This is a genomic window from uncultured Subdoligranulum sp. (genome assembly GCF_963931595.1).
Classification (GTDB): Bacteria; Bacillota; Clostridia; order Oscillospirales; family Ruminococcaceae; genus Gemmiger.
Map to the genome: position 1 here is coordinate 1,158,443 of NZ_OZ007030.1, position 14,843 is coordinate 1,173,285.

The 14,843-nt window shown below is 55.7% G+C and carries 11 protein-coding genes; 2 read left to right on the forward strand and 9 right to left on the reverse strand.

From position 1 onward, the window contains the following. The first annotated feature begins 10 nt into the window (after positions 1-10). Together ABGT73_RS05470 and ABGT73_RS05475 are read left to right on the forward strand one after the other, a co-directional pair. Complete coding sequence (locus ABGT73_RS05470) at positions 11-1,963, forward strand: DUF6311 domain-containing protein (protein WP_346668796.1); 1,953 nt, start codon at positions 11-13, stop codon at positions 1,961-1,963. Next, positions 1,960-2,868 carry an RluA family pseudouridine synthase gene (locus tag ABGT73_RS05475; RefSeq protein WP_346668797.1) on the forward strand — a complete coding sequence of 303 codons (909 nt, stop codon included), beginning with the start codon at positions 1,960-1,962 and terminating at the stop codon, positions 2,866-2,868. Before ABGT73_RS05470 ends, ABGT73_RS05475 begins: the two co-directional genes overlap by 4 nt. A gap of 38 nt (positions 2,869-2,906) precedes the next feature. Here the strand turns inward: ABGT73_RS05475 and ABGT73_RS05480 are convergent, their stop codons facing one another. The 9 genes from ABGT73_RS05480 to rpsB form a co-directional block, all read right to left on the reverse strand. Next, positions 2,907-3,503 (reverse strand): DUF4093 domain-containing protein, encoded by a 597-nt coding sequence (locus ABGT73_RS05480; RefSeq protein ID WP_346668798.1) that lies wholly within the window; start codon positions 3,501-3,503, stop codon positions 2,907-2,909. Continuing rightward, entirely contained in the window at positions 3,500-4,531 is a 1,032-nt protein-coding gene (holA, locus tag ABGT73_RS05485; protein ID WP_346668799.1) for a DNA polymerase III subunit delta, read from the reverse strand. The genes ABGT73_RS05480 and holA overlap by 4 nt, the downstream gene beginning before the upstream one ends. Next, the gene (locus ABGT73_RS05490) at positions 4,518-6,599 is read right to left on the reverse strand and encodes a ComEC/Rec2 family competence protein (protein ID WP_346668800.1); all 2,082 of its coding nucleotides are present in this window, start codon (positions 6,597-6,599) and stop codon (positions 4,518-4,520) included. The genes holA and ABGT73_RS05490 overlap by 14 nt, the downstream gene beginning before the upstream one ends. A gap of 6 nt (positions 6,600-6,605) precedes the next feature. Then, a complete protein-coding gene (locus tag ABGT73_RS05495) occupies positions 6,606-7,145 on the reverse strand; it encodes a phosphoribosyltransferase family protein (RefSeq protein ID WP_346668801.1) in 540 nt (179 codons plus the stop codon). 46 nt (positions 7,146-7,191) lie between these two features. Then, positions 7,192-7,536 (reverse strand): histidine triad nucleotide-binding protein, encoded by a 345-nt coding sequence (locus ABGT73_RS05500; RefSeq protein WP_346668802.1) that lies wholly within the window; start codon positions 7,534-7,536, stop codon positions 7,192-7,194. Between the two features lie 40 nt (positions 7,537-7,576). Beyond that, positions 7,577-10,237, reverse strand: coding sequence for an alanine--tRNA ligase (gene alaS, locus ABGT73_RS05505; RefSeq protein WP_346668803.1), 2,661 nt, complete (start codon positions 10,235-10,237; stop codon positions 7,577-7,579). Positions 10,238-10,556: 319 nt separating this feature from the next. Then, the gene (locus ABGT73_RS05510) at positions 10,557-12,200 is read right to left on the reverse strand and encodes a penicillin-binding protein 2 (protein ID WP_346668804.1); all 1,644 of its coding nucleotides are present in this window, start codon (positions 12,198-12,200) and stop codon (positions 10,557-10,559) included. Positions 12,201-13,046: 846 nt separating this feature from the next. After that, entirely contained in the window at positions 13,047-13,964 is a 918-nt protein-coding gene (tsf, locus tag ABGT73_RS05515) for a translation elongation factor Ts (protein WP_346668805.1), read from the reverse strand. 40 nt (positions 13,965-14,004) lie between these two features. Further along, on the reverse strand, positions 14,005-14,733 hold the full coding sequence (rpsB, locus tag ABGT73_RS05520; protein WP_346668806.1) for a 30S ribosomal protein S2: 729 nt from the start codon (positions 14,731-14,733) through the stop codon (positions 14,005-14,007). Positions 14,734-14,843 lie beyond the last annotated feature (110 nt).

Here is a 14,843-nt window from a genome sequence, read left to right on the forward strand (position 1 = left end):
GGCTACGAGAATGCTCCAGGAAAAACTATCATCCAACCGGCAGCTGCGGCTTTTTGCGCTGGGAGCGCTTTTGGGTATTGCGGCATTTTTACTGGTCTACGGATTTGTGCCGCTGGATGTTACAAACGATGCTTTCTGCCGCGGCGGCTATGTGGAAAAGGATATCCAGCAGCACTATGCAGGTTGGCTGTTCTATCGGCAGAGTTCCCTTTCCTTCCCCCTGTGTGTTACCACGGCCATCAATGCGCCCCAGGGCATCAGTATCGCGTATACCGATTCCATCCCGTTGGTGGCGCTGCTCTGCAAGCCACTGGCCAGTTTGCTGGGTGGTACCTTCCAGTATTTCGGATGGTTCACCTTGCTTTGTTTTGCGCTGCAGGGCGGTTTCGGCGCACTGCTTTGCGGCCTTTTCTCCCAGGGCACACTCCGCCCGGTGCTGGGGATCCTCCTGTTTGTTTCCAGCCCCATTTTGTACGAACGGGCGTTCCGCCATACCTCTCTGGGGGCACAATGGATGGTTCTGGCAGCGCTGTATCTGTATTTCCGCATGCGACGCGAGGGTCGTTATGCCTCCCGGGGATTATTCATGCTCAATGTGGCAGCCATCGGAATCCATCCCTACTTTTTGCCCATGACCTATGGGATCACCCTGGCCTTGCTGCTGCAGCATTCGGCAGAGAAGCGCCAATGGAAAGGTCCCTGCCTGTATCTTGCTGCCGATCTGCTCTGTACGCTGGGGCTGGGATGGCTGCTCGGCTTTTTCTACGGTACTGCCACCAGCGGCGGTCAGGCACTGTACGGGTATTTTTCCATGAACCTTAATGCCCTGTGGAATCCGGCAGGCGTCAACGGAACCCTCTACAGCCACCTGCTTCCCGCGCAGAATCAGGTCAACGGAAACTACGATGCCTTTGCCTATCTGGGCTTGGGCGTGCTCGTAGCGCTGCCGATAGTCCTGATTCTGGCACGCAAACGTATCCGAACACATCTTGCCAGGCATTGGGCCCTGACAATCGTCTGCGTTCTCCTGACAGTCTTTGCTATCAGCAACACCGTTACCGCCAATGGCGCTACACTTTTTACGATCCCTCTACCGGGCAAGGTCATTGAACTGTGTTCGGTATTCCGGTCGGGAGGACGGCTGTTCTGGCCTGTCTACGATCTGCTGGTTCTGTCTGCCTTTGCGGGATTGTGCCGGTTGCCCTCTTCCCTGTTGGCAGTGATTCTGCTGGTTGTGGTACAGGTCTGGGATGTGAGCACTGGTATTTGGCAGCGCCATCTGGACATGGCAGCTGCAGTGCAGACAGACGCTTTCCCCAGCGCCCTGGAAAGCAATTTTTGGGAGGAGGCGGTTCAGTACCGGCATATTGAATCGGTGGAAGGAATCCAGGACGACGCATTGCATCTGGCTCTGTATGCCGCTGACCACGGAATGACAACAAATGATCCCTTTGCGGCGCGATACGACGCTGCAGAATTGGAACAGGAGCGCCAGACTGTTTTGCGGGAACTGTCGGAAGGCATTCTGCGTGAGGATACCCTGTATCTGTTTGCGGAGGAAGGGGCGTTTTTGCAGGCGGTGGAACCGGTCAAAGAGCAGGCATGGTGCGGTTCCGTGACCAGCGAAGACGGCAGCTGTACGTGGTATGTGATTGCCCCGGGCCTGCAGAATACGGCGATGGATGATCTGTGCACCGTATATGATGCTTCCTATCCGCTTCGGCTTGCCGATTATACCGATGCGCTGTGGAACCGTGGCGTGCTGGATTCCACCAAAAAGACTGTCTGCTTTGCCGATTCTCCGTTTGCCCGTGCCAAACTGGAAAACGCGGAATATCTATGCGCAGGCGGAAACAAGTATAAAATCACCCAGGTGGATGACAGCGATCCGGGATGGCTGATGGTCACCCTGGAGATTGAAGATGCCACCATTTTGTGGGGGCAGGAGTTGACGACACAATGAAAGAACTGCATGTAAAAAGTCTTTTGCCGGTACGGCTGGACAAATATCTGATGGAACAATACCCTTCTCTCGGGTTGGGACGCCTGAATAAGGCGCTGCGGGAAAACAAGATCAAGGTGAACGGCAAAAAAATGCCGCTTTCCACCCGGGTTCAAAACGGAGATATCATTCGGCTGTTTCTGAAAGAAGAGCAACTGGAAGACCGTCCCCTGCCTCCTGCGGTGTTTGTCTATGAGGACGAGGATATTCTGGTGGTCAACAAGCCGGCCGGCGTCGAGGTGGATGGCCCGGCAGCCGATACCCTGATAAAGCGTGTCCAGGCAACCTTGTCGGCAAAGGGAGAACCGGGACATGCGGTGCTGTGTCATCGGCTGGATACTGGAACCAGTGGATTAGTGTTGCTGGCCAGGAATGCACAGGCAGAGCAATTTCTCACGGCTGCCATCAAGGCACGTGCCATTGAGAAGCGGTATCTCTGCGTGACCTTTGGACGGCCGAAGCCTCCGGCGGCACTGATGCACGATTACCTGATCAAGGACGCCCAGCGCGGCGTGGTCCGCATCGTTTCCTCCCCTGCCGCCGGCGCCAAGGAAGTTATTACCGGCTATGAAACGTTGGCGGTGAGCGGTCGTCTGGCGCTTTTGCAGGTGGAGCTGGTGACGGGACGGACACATCAGATTCGGGCTCATCTGGCACATATCGGATGCCCGATTCTGGGAGATTCCAAATACGGAAACAATGCGGCAAACCGGGAACTGCATTTCAAGTATCAGGCTTTATGCGCATGGGAACTGCGGTTCCCCGCCAAAATTGATGACCCCCAATTTGCCCACCTGGCGGGCCGCGTATTTCACGCGGAAAAGCCTTGGTATTGCAGCCAGGTTACTGACGGTACGCTGCAATAATAAAAGAAAAGCTGCTTTCATCGGAAAGCAGCTTTTTCTTATGCTTCGAGGCTGGCGATGTAAGCAGACAGACTGTCCCGGGTATACAGCGTAGAAAGGACCTGCAGCAGTTCTTTTTTGCTCAGCCGTGGAGGCAGTCCCAACTGCCGCAGCAGTTGGCGGCGGCGCGCCGCACTGTTGGCCGTGCCGGAAATCCCCCACTCATACAGATCGCTGTAGGTGATGGGAGATGGGGCCTGTCCCTCCCGGGGGGGGTCCTGCCGGCTGTCCAACGCAAGCTGAAGGCCCCGCAGAATCAGATCATCGGAAATGCCTTCCACCCCCAGAAGTCCTTCCCTGCCGGGAGCTTCTTTCCGTGCCTCTTTCCCTGCAACGGCCGGCACATAAGCCTGCAGAACATGCTCTGCTCCGACCAGCCCTGTGACAAAATGGCGGATTTTAAATCCTGCCGCGTCGGAATCCGTCAGGATGATCAGGCCTTGGGTGCGCCCCAGACGCTGGAGCATGGTTTGCAGCGCCCGGTCCTTCATGACACGGAAGCCGTCAGTTGTCAGGATGGTCCCGTCTACCAGGTTGTGAAGACGTGCCGCGTCGTATTTGCCCTCCACCAGAAGTACCTCATGGATCTTTATCATGTGCGCCTCCCGGCCAGGGACAGCTCACACAACGCCTTCTGCATCAGAAGGTCTGCATCCAGTTTGCTGCTTTTGAGATCGAGGTCCAGCTTTTGCAGGATGCACAGGCACTGCTCCAGCTGATGACGCTTGAAGCGGGCTGCCGTTTTTTCGGTTTTGCCCAGGCGGTAACTCCATTTGCCGCCATAGCCGAAGTCTTTGGCAACATCAGCCAGACTGCGGCGCCCGCGCTTTCCCAGAAACACGCGGTACAGGTCCAGATAGTTGCCAATCAGCGCGCCGGTTATCATAATGGGATCATTCTGCAATTCCAGCAGGGTTTTCAGCCGTTTCTGGGCCTGGTCTGCCCGGCCGGATACCACCAGTTCCACCATTTCGAAGGTATCCGCATCAAGCGTTACCGTGCCCAGCTGCTGAACCATTTCCTGGGTAATGATTCCGTAGTTTGCCAAAGCGGCCAGCTTGGCGATTTCATTCTGGAGAAGAAACTGATCTTCCCCGCAGCGATCCAACAGGGCGGTTTCGGTTCCGGGGGCGAAGGAAGCCCCTGCTTCTTCCGCCCAGCCCCGCGCCAGAGCCTGCAGTTCTGAGCGCCCCGGCTTATTGATCTGTACGCAGTAGCCAATGCGTTCGCAGGCGGCAATCAGCTTTTGTTCCCGTTTTCCGGGGCGCAGTTTGCCGAACTTTTCTTCCATGACGCTGGTCATGACAAAGATGGCATTTTCCGTATCAGCCAGCGTTTCGCAGAGTTCCTGCAGATCCTTGTCCGAATAGGTGGAAGGCCGGATCAGCGGCATGAGCACCAGTCGTTTGCCGCCAAAGAAAGATATGGTACCGGCCGCCAGCACGATCTCTTCCACAGTGGGGGTGGGGCCGTCCAACACGGTCGTCTCCGGGTCATCCTGATTCAATACCTGCAAAGCTTTGTTGGCCGCGGTGCGAACCAGGGCTTCATCCGAAGCGTAGAAATAGTACAGGGCGCAGCCGGACTGCAGTCGTTTTTTCAGTTCTTTTTCACTGTAGAGCAAGCGGCTCCACCTCCTCGAAAGTCAGGGAATGTCCGGGACGGATCACCACAGCCGAGCGGTCGGTTGCAAACAGAATGCGGGTATTCGGGGCATCCGGTTGCCACTTCGGAAACCGGACGGCTGTCAGAATCACATCGGAGGGTACGGATTCGGATAACGTACCGGCCGCACAGAAAATGTCTGCGGTCACGGGATGATCCAACTGAATGTTTCCAGCCATGGTGGCCAGGCTGTATGGTCCGATTTTTATCACCGCCAGGTTCCCGCTGCTATCATGATACAGGTCCAGAGATAGCTCGTCAAGTACGGAAAGGGCCTGGCAAGCCGGGAGCGTTTCGGCGGACAGGACCGGGATGTCCGAAAAATCCAGCTCTGAAGGCTCCTGGCGCAGGTCGACCAGCAAGGCAATGTCAGGCTGGGCATGTTCCGCAAAATAGGTTTCCAATGCGTTCAGATTGCTTTGCCCGCCGCGGAACAGTACCACGGCTTCCCCATTCTGCATGCATACGACACAAGGATTGTTGGTGGCTCCCACCAGAGATACCCGGACCACATCCTTTTGCGCCCATGCGCCCAGAATTATGGCGAAGATGGCGCAAAAAGCAGTCGCCACCGGATACCATGTCATGCGGCGGCGAGACCAGAAAGCAAGAGCCAGCAGACCGAGAACCCCATAGACGAAGAGTGTGTACCGTGTGGGAAGATCAACATAAGCCAGCGGAAGGTTTGCGCACCAGTCGGTAATGGCGATCATAATGTGCAGCAAAAGGCTCAAAAGAAGGCTCGCCATCCGTGCAACCGGCGCCAGCGGTGCTGCCACGGACAGGAAGAGAACCAGAATACCGAGCAGCAAAGCCGGTTGGAGCATCCAGACCACAAGAAGATTGGTCAGCAGGCTTACGCCACTGGCAGTCATTCCGTTTGCGACCAGAACCGGAAGCGTGGCAAAGGATGCCAAAAGAGCGGTCTGCACCGATTCCAGGACCTTGAGCGCCCCATCCCACAACCTGGAAGAAATTTTCCCCGCAGGCAGGGGCAGATGCTCCAGCTCCAGATTGTACAGTGCAGCGGATGCCTGTACGCCAAGAACCGCGCAGAAGGATAGCTGAAATCCCAGATCGCAGGGGGCATAGGCATTCTGTATTCCCAGAAGGACAGCGGCTGCACCGGTGGAGGTCAAAAGATCGACAGGCTGCCAGAAAAAATCTCCCGCCAGGGCCAGCAGAAACACAAGGCCCGCACGCATTACCGAAACAGGAAGCCCCGTCAGGAACATATAAAAGATGACAAGCCCCGCCCGGACCACAATCAGCGGACGCAAAAAGCGACGCTTGCGGCCCATGGAAAAAATCCCGCACAGCAGTGCCACGTGCAATCCGGATACGGCTAGAAGATGGGAAACGCCAGCCGCACGGAAGCTGTTCTGGGTAGTGTCACGGAGGGCCTGCTTATGGCCGAGCAGCATGGCAGATTCCAGTTCGCCTTCTGCCTCCGGCATCCACTGCTGTAATCGGTTGGACAGCATCCGGCGCAAGCGATACAGGGTAAAGCGGAGACCGGAACTGTCCGGCTGGGCAAGATAGTTTCCCTGATATTCTGCCTGCAGATATACGCCGTCACTCAGGTGGGAAAGCCGATAGGCGTCATGGGCCAGTTCCGAAAAAGCAAAGTCAGCAGTGAAACATTCTCCGGGTTCCGCACCGGGAAAGGCATCACAGGCAACGGAAAAGCCGGTGTTTTTTCCATCGCACTGTATGACCCGCAAGGTCCCCCGCAAAAAGCCAGTCTGGTAGGAGGATTCTGCATCCGTTTCCACCACCACGGTACAGGTCATTTGCCGGCCGGCATACTTCTGTGCAGGCAAAACGGAGAAAAAGGAAAAAGCAGTGAACCAGACAAGCCCGCAAAGGGCGCCCAGTAACAGGATTTTAAAATCGTGACGGCGGTACAGAAACAGCAGCAATACAAAAAGTGCCGCCGCGGGCACAAGGACCGGCGACGGCACACAAGCTGCAAACCATTCAGCCAGCGCAAAGGCCAGGCCGAAACAGGCAAGTTTGCGTTTCATCCTGCGTCAGTGAAGAAACAGCGGCAACGGTTCCAGAAAGAAGATATCGGTGCGTTTTGCCGCATCGCCTTCCGCCAGCGCCGCGCAGCAGCCGACAACCTTGCCGGTACTCTTGGCGGCCAGCGTCTCCAGGGCATGGAGAGAACCGCCGGTGGAAATCACGTCATCCACGATCAGAATACGCTTGCCGTTCATATAGTCAATGTCCTTCTGGTCAATCACCAGAACCTGCTTGCCGGCGGTCGTGATGGATTCATCCTCGATCACAACCGGGTTACGCATATACAGCTTGGGACCTTTACGAGCGGGAATCCAGTACTTGCCGCTTTGACGCGCCATTTCATAAGCCAGAGGAATGCCCTTGGCTTCCGCCGTCAGAATCACATCAAATTCAGGCGCCTTTTTTAAAAGAGCTGCGGCACAGGCCTCCGTCAATTCCACATCGCTGAACATGATGAAGGCGGCAATGTCCATGTGGTCATTGACCTTGCAGATGGGGAGCTCCCTCGTAAGTCCGGCAATGTGCAGTGTATAGGTATCTGCCATGATGGAAAACCTCTTTCTACAAATCAAAATGGGAAATCATCGGAAATCAGCCCGGAGGCCATGCCAGGCTGCGGCCGGCCAGCACATGGAAATGCAGGTGCTTGACACTTTGGCCGCCATCCTCGCCAACATTGGTGACGACACGATAGCCTTTTTCATCCACACCCAGCTTGTGGCACTGTTCTGCAATGACGGCGTAGATGTGTCCCAGCAGCGCGGCGTTGTCCTCGGTCAGAGCGGCGGCCGAAGAAATGTGCTGCTTGGGGATCACGAGGAAGTGCACCGGTGCCTGCGGGTCAATGTCGTAAAAGGCCAGCAGCGTGTCATCCTCATACAGTTTGTTGGAAGGGATCTCCCCTGCTGCGATTTTACAAAACAGACAATCTTCCATTTTATTCCCTCCTTTACATGGATTCAATGGTTGGGTGCCGTTATGCGTTGAGTTCGGCTTTCACAATTTCAGGCACAGCATGGAGCGCTTCGTCGATCTTGCTGACATCGCGGATACCAGCCATGGCAAAGTCCGGCTTGCCGCCGCCGTTGCCGCCGGCAATAGCAGCAATCTTCTTGACGAGGACACCGGCCTTCAGGCCGCGTGCCTTGGCGTTGGAAGAGACACCGACGGCCATCATAGTCTTGTTGCCGTCGCTGCCGACCAGAACCGTAACAGCGTTGGGGGCCTTTTCACGTACCTTATCCACCATCTCGCGCAGCGTGTCGGCGCCCGTACCGGTCAGATAAGCGGAAATGATTCGGATGCCTTCCACATCGGCGGCATTCTCGAACAGGCCATCCACCTTGGCGGCTGCCATCTCGGCCTTGAGGTTATCCAGCTGCTTGTTGGTTTCCTTCAACTCGGCAGCCAGCGCTTCAGCACGGTCCGCCACGTCCTTCAGGTTGTTGGCCTTCAGGGCACCGGCGGTCTTGGTCAGCACAGCCGTGCGCTCATCCAGCAGGCGCAGCACACCGAAGCCGGTGGTCGCCTCAATACGGCGGATACCGGCGGCCACGCTGGATTCGCTGAGGATCTTGAAGCAGCCGATCTGCGCCGTGTTCTTCACATGGGTGCCGCCGCAGAACTCAGTGCTCCAGCCACCAGCGTCGACCACGCGGACGATGCTGCCGTACTTCTCTCCGAACAGCGCCATGGCGCCCATCTTCTTGGCTTCTTCGATGGGCAGGTTCTGGATCACCACCGGCAGAGAGGCAAAAATCTTTTCGTTGACCTTGCGCTCGACTTCGGTCAGCTCCTCCGGCGTTACAGCGCTGAAATGAGTAAAGTCAAAGTGGGTGATCTTGTCATCCTGGTAGCTGCCGGCCTGGTGCACATGCTCGCCCAGAACTTCACGCAGGGCCTTCTGCAGCAGATGGGTGGCAGTATGGTTGCGGCAGATGGCCATACGGCGGCCTTCATCCACCGAGGCGCTGACCTCATCGCCAACCCTGATGGTGCCGTCCAGCAGTTCACAGGTATGGACAAAATATCCCTTGGGGGTCTTCTTGACCTGGGTGACTTTCAGCTTGGCATCGCCGGAAGTGATGAAGCCGTAGTCGGCAACCTGGCCGCCCATCTCCGCATAGAACGGAGTGCGGTCCAGTACCACCAGGACGCCTTCCTTGGACTCGCCCGCCTCATCGGTGGCAATGGCGTCGGCCAGCTCTTCACCGTCGGACAGGGCCAGCACCTTGGCCGTTTCATGCAGCGTTTCGTAACCATCAAACTGCGTGGGCTCCGCCTTGAGTTCACCGAACAGATCTTCGCTCCAGCCGGAGATATCCTTGGCCAGACGCTCTGCGCGGGCACGCTCACGCTGCTTGGTCATCTCTGCATGGAAAGCTTCCTCATCCACCGTGAACCCGGCTTCTGCAGCGATTTCTTTGGTCAGGTCCAGGGGGAAGCCAAAGGTATCGTTGAGCTTGAAAACCTCAGTGCCGGACAGAACGGTCTCACCGGCGGCTTTGCGCTCATCGATCATGTTGTTCAGGATGTTCAGACCGGCATCAATGGTACGGCCAAAGCGTTCTTCCTCGGTGCCGACCACCTTCTTGATGTAGGCCTCATGCTCGCGCAGCTCGGGATAACCGGCTTCGCTGGAAACGATTACGGTATCCACCAGCTCGGTCAGGAAAGGCCGGTCGATGCCCAGCATACGGCCATGGCGGGCCGCACGGCGCAGCAGACGGCGCAGCACGTAGCCGCGGCCCTCGTTGGAGGGCAGGATGCCGTCAGAAACCATAAAGACGGTGGAACGGATATGGTCGGTGATCACGCGGATAGAGATGTCGTCCTTCTCGCTGTCGCCATAATATTTGCCGGAGATGCGCTCCACATGGTGCAGCACCGAAGCCACGGTGTCCACCTCGAACAGGTTGCCCACATCCTGCATAACGCAGGCCAGACGCTCCAGGCCCATACCGGTATCGATGTTGGGACGGGGCAGCCGCTCATAGTGGCCCTTGCCGTCCGAGTCAAACTGGCTGAAGACCAGGTTCCAGATTTCCATATAGCGGTCGCAGTCACAGCCGACCTTGCAGGTGGGCTTGCCGCAGCCGTGCTCGGGACCACGGTCATAGTAAATTTCCGAGCAGGGACCGCAGGGGCCGGAACCATGCTCCCAGAAGTTGTCTTCCTTGCCGAAGCGAACCATGTGATCCTCGGGGATACCGACTTTCTTGGTCCAGATATCATACGCCTCGTCATCGTCCAGGTAGACCGAGATGTACAGCTTATCGGCGGGGATCTCCAGTTCCTTGGTCAGGAATTCCCAGGCCCAGGGAATGACCTCTTCCTTGAAGTAATCCTGGAAGCTGAAGTTGCCCAGCATTTCAAAGAAGGTGCCATGGCGGGCGGTGATACCAACACGCTCAATATCCGGCGTGCGGATGCACTTCTGGCAGGTAGTGACACGATGACGGGGCGGTTCCTCCTGGCCGAGGAACCACTTCTTCATCGGAGCCATGCCGCTGTTGATCAGCAGCAGGCTGGGATCGTCTTTCGGTACCAGCGGAAAACTGCCCAGACGCAGATGTCCTTTGGTTTCAAAGAAATGCAGATACTTCTCGCGAAGTTCATTCAGTCCGGTCCATTGCATACAAAACGTTTCTCCCATCCATAGGTTCATTTAAAAAGGTCCATGAAAAAATATAGCCCTCGCCCCTCTACAGGGACGAAGGCTGATCGCTTCCGTGGTACCACCCGGTTTGCGGCCCTTTCGGACCGCCGCTTGCTTTGCGTTAACGCCGCTACTACGTTTGGCTCTCCGCCAAAAGCTCCGGGGTGGCTTCGCCGGGATCCAGCCGGATATCTTGCACCAGATGATATCCTCTCTGCAGGCTGTATGTGCCGACATTAGCCCCTTCAACGCCATTTTCCTTTTTACATGCTCATTATATGCCGCTTTGTTGACCTTGTCAACTGCTTTTTGCAGCGGTTTCGGGGGTTTGAACAGTTTCTGCCGTCATCAGCACCTGCAGAGAGTCGGCAATTTTCCCGAAGATTGCCGCGCTGGAAACTTCCGGTTCCAGAATCCCGTCCTGCAGTACCGTGATGGTGTAGCGCGGTTCGTCCGCCGGATAGAATCCGCTGAACCAATAGTTGAGCAATTCTTCGCCGCTCGTATCGAATTGCCCGGTTTGCGCCGTGCCGGTTTTGCCGCCTGCTTCCTCTTCTTGGGGGGCCGCTTCCCGGCCTATGCCATCGCGCACCACGGACTGCAACATATCCCGCAGAATCCGGGCGCTATCTGCCGCCAGCACCGGTTCGTCTTCCGAAATCTGCACAGGCTCATCCAGCGTTTGGGAAGCATTGGTGATGCCATAGACAAATCGGGGCGTGTGATAGGTGCCCCCATCTGCCACTGTGTTCATCATGGCGGTAATCTGCAGCGGCGTCGCCGAAAGATCCCCCTGGCCGAAACTGAACAGTGCAAGTTGGCCGGCGTTTTCCAGCGACTGCAAATCCGGCAGTATGCCTGCACTGCTCTTCAGGCCCGGCGCCACTGCACAGGCTTGGCCAAAGCCGAATTTTTCCGCCTCAGCCCGGATGACCTCCCCGCCCAAAAGCTGCCCCAGTTCCACAAAATAGCAGTTGCAGCTTTGTTCCAGCGCGCCACGCAGGTTTACAGTACCATGGGCACGCCCCTGGGCGCAGCGGTAGACCTGCCCTGCGACCTCCACACTGCCGGTACATTCATGGGTAAACCAGTCCAGCCCTTGTTCATAGGCGGCGGCTGCCAATACAACTTTGAAGACCGAACCGGCACTGAAGGCACTGAAGGTGCGGTTGATCAAGGAGGTATCGTTGGCCCGTATGCTTTGCGCAACGTTATTCGGATCATAGGTGGGCACACTGACGCTGGCAAGGATTTCGCCGGTCCGGGTATCCATTACCAGGATGCATCCCCGTTCCATGGTCAGTCCCGCAATGCCCTCACACATACGCTGGATATCTGCGTCCAGTGTCAGCGAAATATTTTCTCCGCTTCCCCTCTCGTCAATCTGCAGCGTCGGCTCATCACCGCTCAGAAGGCTTCCCTGCGCAGTGGTCAGGCAGGAAACGAGAGAAACATCTCCGGACCGGGTCAAAACATCATCATAGGCGAACTCAAGTCCTGAAACCCCTTGCCCCTCCCCATCCAGATACCCGATCAGATGCGTGGCAATGGGCACAGGAAGATACCGTTGCGCGCTTTCATAGGTGGGAATCCCCTCGGCAGTGAGATCCTGATCCACCTGAATCAAAAATGGCGTTGTAGTGTTCCGTTTTTCATACAGTTCGGTTTGTTCTGAGTAGGAAACATAGGGAAAGAGCGTTGCGTAACTGATATCTCCGGGAATACACAAAGCATACCATTCCGGTGTATAGCCGGTCAAAAGCTGTCCGTCACGGTCAAAAAAGTTGCCACGCGGCCGCGGCAATTCTGTAATCTGCACGGTCTGGGCTCCGGCGTTGGCGGCGTAAAGAGAGTCTGTACCGACCCAAAGCACGCGGCATAAAACGATACAGGCCAACAAGACCATCCAGAAGCCCAGAAAACACAACCGACGCAATGACATACTCTCTTGATCTCCTTTCTCAATGAGTATGGCCAAAATGCTATGGGAGAAAACAAGTGGGACGAGAGTTTTGCAGCGGAAGCTGGATGAAAGGAAGACATTTGAAGGGGGGCAAAATCACTTGCGGGAGGAAATATAAACGATAATTCAATAGAAATTACCTGTATTTCCGATGTTTTTCCTCATTCCCTGCCCCCACGGAGGGGTTATGAGAGGAATCATCAGGAGAGCACTTGGAGATTGCCCGCTGTAAAAAGGAATAAAAAATAGCGGAGCAATGAGAGCGTAAACCCTACATTACTCCGCTATTTTTCATATCATGGACAAGATAAATCGCCTTTTATGACAACTTATTTTACCCCCGAACAACTTCCATTTTCCTACATCAGGGGGATTTTGTCTATTGTCTGTTTTTACTGGTTCGGTTCAACTTGTCAGGGGGCAAAACAATTTGTCAATCGAGCAAAAATAATTTGTCAATGGAACCTGAGAACAGGATAAGAGAAATTGCTCGGGGTACCCGGCCGCTTTTTCACGTTTTGCAGTTGTAATAGGATGAAGGTAAAGAGTTTGCAGAGGTACCCGGCAGTCATTGACGCGCAAAATATTTTGCGATAATTCGCGGAAAATCACCTGCATTTCTGATAATTTCCCTCATCCCCTGCCTCTTCTGGAGGGGTTATGAGGAGTATCATCAGGAGAGCACTTGGAGGTCATCTGCTGCAAAAAGGGCAAAAAAATAACGGAGCAATGAGAGTGAAAACTCCACATTACTCCGTTATATTTCATTTCATTGACAAATTAAATTGCCCTTTTGGACAAGATAAATTGCCCCAAAACAAAGACTCAGTGCTTGATGGCAGCAGCCACTTCAGCGGCAAAGTCTTCGTTGCGCTTCTCCAGGCCTTCGCCCTTGATGAAGTGGGTGTAGGCAACAATCTGAATATCGCCGCCCAGGGCCTTGGCAGTGTCGGCAACATACTTCTTAACGTCCATGCCGCCGTCCTTGATGAAGGCCTGATCCACCAGGCAGTTCTCCTTGTAGAACTTGCCCAGCTTGCCGATGGCCATCTTCTCTTTGATAGCGTCGGGCTTGTTGGCAGTCTTGGGATCGTTGGCCATCTGAGCCAGAATGATCTCCTTCTCCTTGGCGATCTTGTCAGCCGGGACAGCAGCCTCGTTCAGGTAGCTGGGGTTGGCTGCAGCGATCTGCATGGCAATATCCTTGCCGAACGCAGCGAACTCAGCCTTGGCAGCCACATCGTCGCTGGTCTCGAACTTGACGATAACGCCATGGGTGCCGCCGCCATGCACATACGCAGCGCAATGGCCCTCGTAACGGGCAAAACGGCGAACCTTGATGTTCTCCTTGATGACCAGGATCAGAGCCTTCAGGGCGTCATCCACAGTGCCCTCGCCCATCTTACAGCCCATCAGAGCCTTCACATCGGCGGGGTTCTGCTCGGCAACAACCTTGGCCAGCTCCTTGGTGAAGTCAACGAACTTCTCGTTCTTGGCGACGAAGTCGGTCTCGGCATTGACTTCAACCACAACAGCGCAGTTGTCGAAAGCAACGGCGTAAACCATGCCCTCGGCGGCGATACGGCCAGCCTTCTTGCTGGCGGTGGCCAGGCCCTGCTCGCGCAGGATCTCGATGGCCTTCTCGAAGTCGCCGTCGGCCTGGGTCAGGGCCTTCTTGCATTCCATCATGCCGCAGTCAGTCTGGCGGCGCAGTTCCATAACGTCTTTTGCAGAAACAGCCATATTCTCTTTGTCCTTTCTGTCTTACGCGTTTAACTTACAATCAGGCCTCGGTGCTCTCGGCAGCTTCCGCAGCGGGAGCCTCCTGAACGCCCTGCTTGCCTTCCAGAACGGCATTGGCCATGGCGCCGGAGATCAGCTTCACGGCACGGATGGCGTCGTCGTTGCCGGGGATCACGTAATCGATCTCATCGGGATCGCAGTTGGTATCGACAATGGCAACGATGGGGATGTTCAGCTTGCGGGCTTCAGAAACAGCGATGCGCTCCTTGTGGGGGTCAACGATGAACATGGCCTTGGGCAGGCTCTTCATGTTCTTGACACCGCCAAGGTACTTGTCCAGCTTGGCCATCTCGAGCTCCAGCTTGACAACTTCCTTCTTGGGCAGCAGATCGAAGGTGCCGTCAGCCTGCATGTTCTTCAGCTGCTCCATACGATCGATGCGCTTGCGGATGGTGCGGAAGTTGGTCAGCATGCCGCCCAGCCAACGGGCATTGACATAGTGCATACCGCAGCGGGTAGCCTCGTCACGGATGGACTCCTGGGCCTGCTTCTTGGTGCCGACGAACAGGATCTCGCCACCCTCAGCAGCGGTGTCGCGGACGAAGTTATAAGCCTCATCCAGCTTCTTCACGGTCTTTTGCAGGTCGATGATGTAGATGCCGTTGCGCTCGGTGAAGATGTACTTCGCCATCTTGGGGTTCCAACGACGGGTCTGATGACCAAAGTGAACGCCGGCCTCCAGGAGCTGTTTCATAGATACGACTGCCATAGTTTGTTTCCTCCAATAAATTTAGTTTTACCCTCCGCATGGCGTTTTATGTTTTCTAACCCTCTTTTCTATCGAAAAAAAGGCACAAAAAAACAACGCAATGCGTGTGT

Bases quoted from the DNA above. Each gene is read 5' to 3' on its own strand.
- ABGT73_RS05470 (WP_346668796.1), top strand. From the start codon at position 11: ATGCTCCAGGAAAAACTATCATCCAACCGGCAGCTGCGGCTTTTTGCG.
- ABGT73_RS05475 (WP_346668797.1), top strand. From the start codon at position 1,960: ATGAAAGAACTGCATGTAAAAAGTCTTTTGCCGGTACGGCTGGACAAA.
- ABGT73_RS05480 (WP_346668798.1), bottom strand. From the start codon at position 3,503: ATGATAAAGATCCATGAGGTACTTCTGGTGGAGGGCAAATACGACGCG.
- ABGT73_RS05490 (WP_346668800.1), bottom strand. From the start codon at position 6,599: ATGAAACGCAAACTTGCCTGTTTCGGCCTGGCCTTTGCGCTGGCTGAA.
- ABGT73_RS05495 (WP_346668801.1), bottom strand. From the start codon at position 7,145: ATGGCAGATACCTATACACTGCACATTGCCGGACTTACGAGGGAGCTC.
- ABGT73_RS05500 (WP_346668802.1), bottom strand. From the start codon at position 7,536: ATGGAAGATTGTCTGTTTTGTAAAATCGCAGCAGGGGAGATCCCTTCC.
- alaS (WP_346668803.1), bottom strand. From the start codon at position 10,237: ATGCAATGGACCGGACTGAATGAACTTCGCGAGAAGTATCTGCATTTC.
- ABGT73_RS05510 (WP_346668804.1), bottom strand. From the start codon at position 12,200: ATGTCATTGCGTCGGTTGTGTTTTCTGGGCTTCTGGATGGTCTTGTTG.
- tsf (WP_346668805.1), bottom strand. From the start codon at position 13,964: ATGGCTGTTTCTGCAAAAGACGTTATGGAACTGCGCCGCCAGACTGAC.
- rpsB (WP_346668806.1), bottom strand. From the start codon at position 14,733: ATGGCAGTCGTATCTATGAAACAGCTCCTGGAGGCCGGCGTTCACTTT.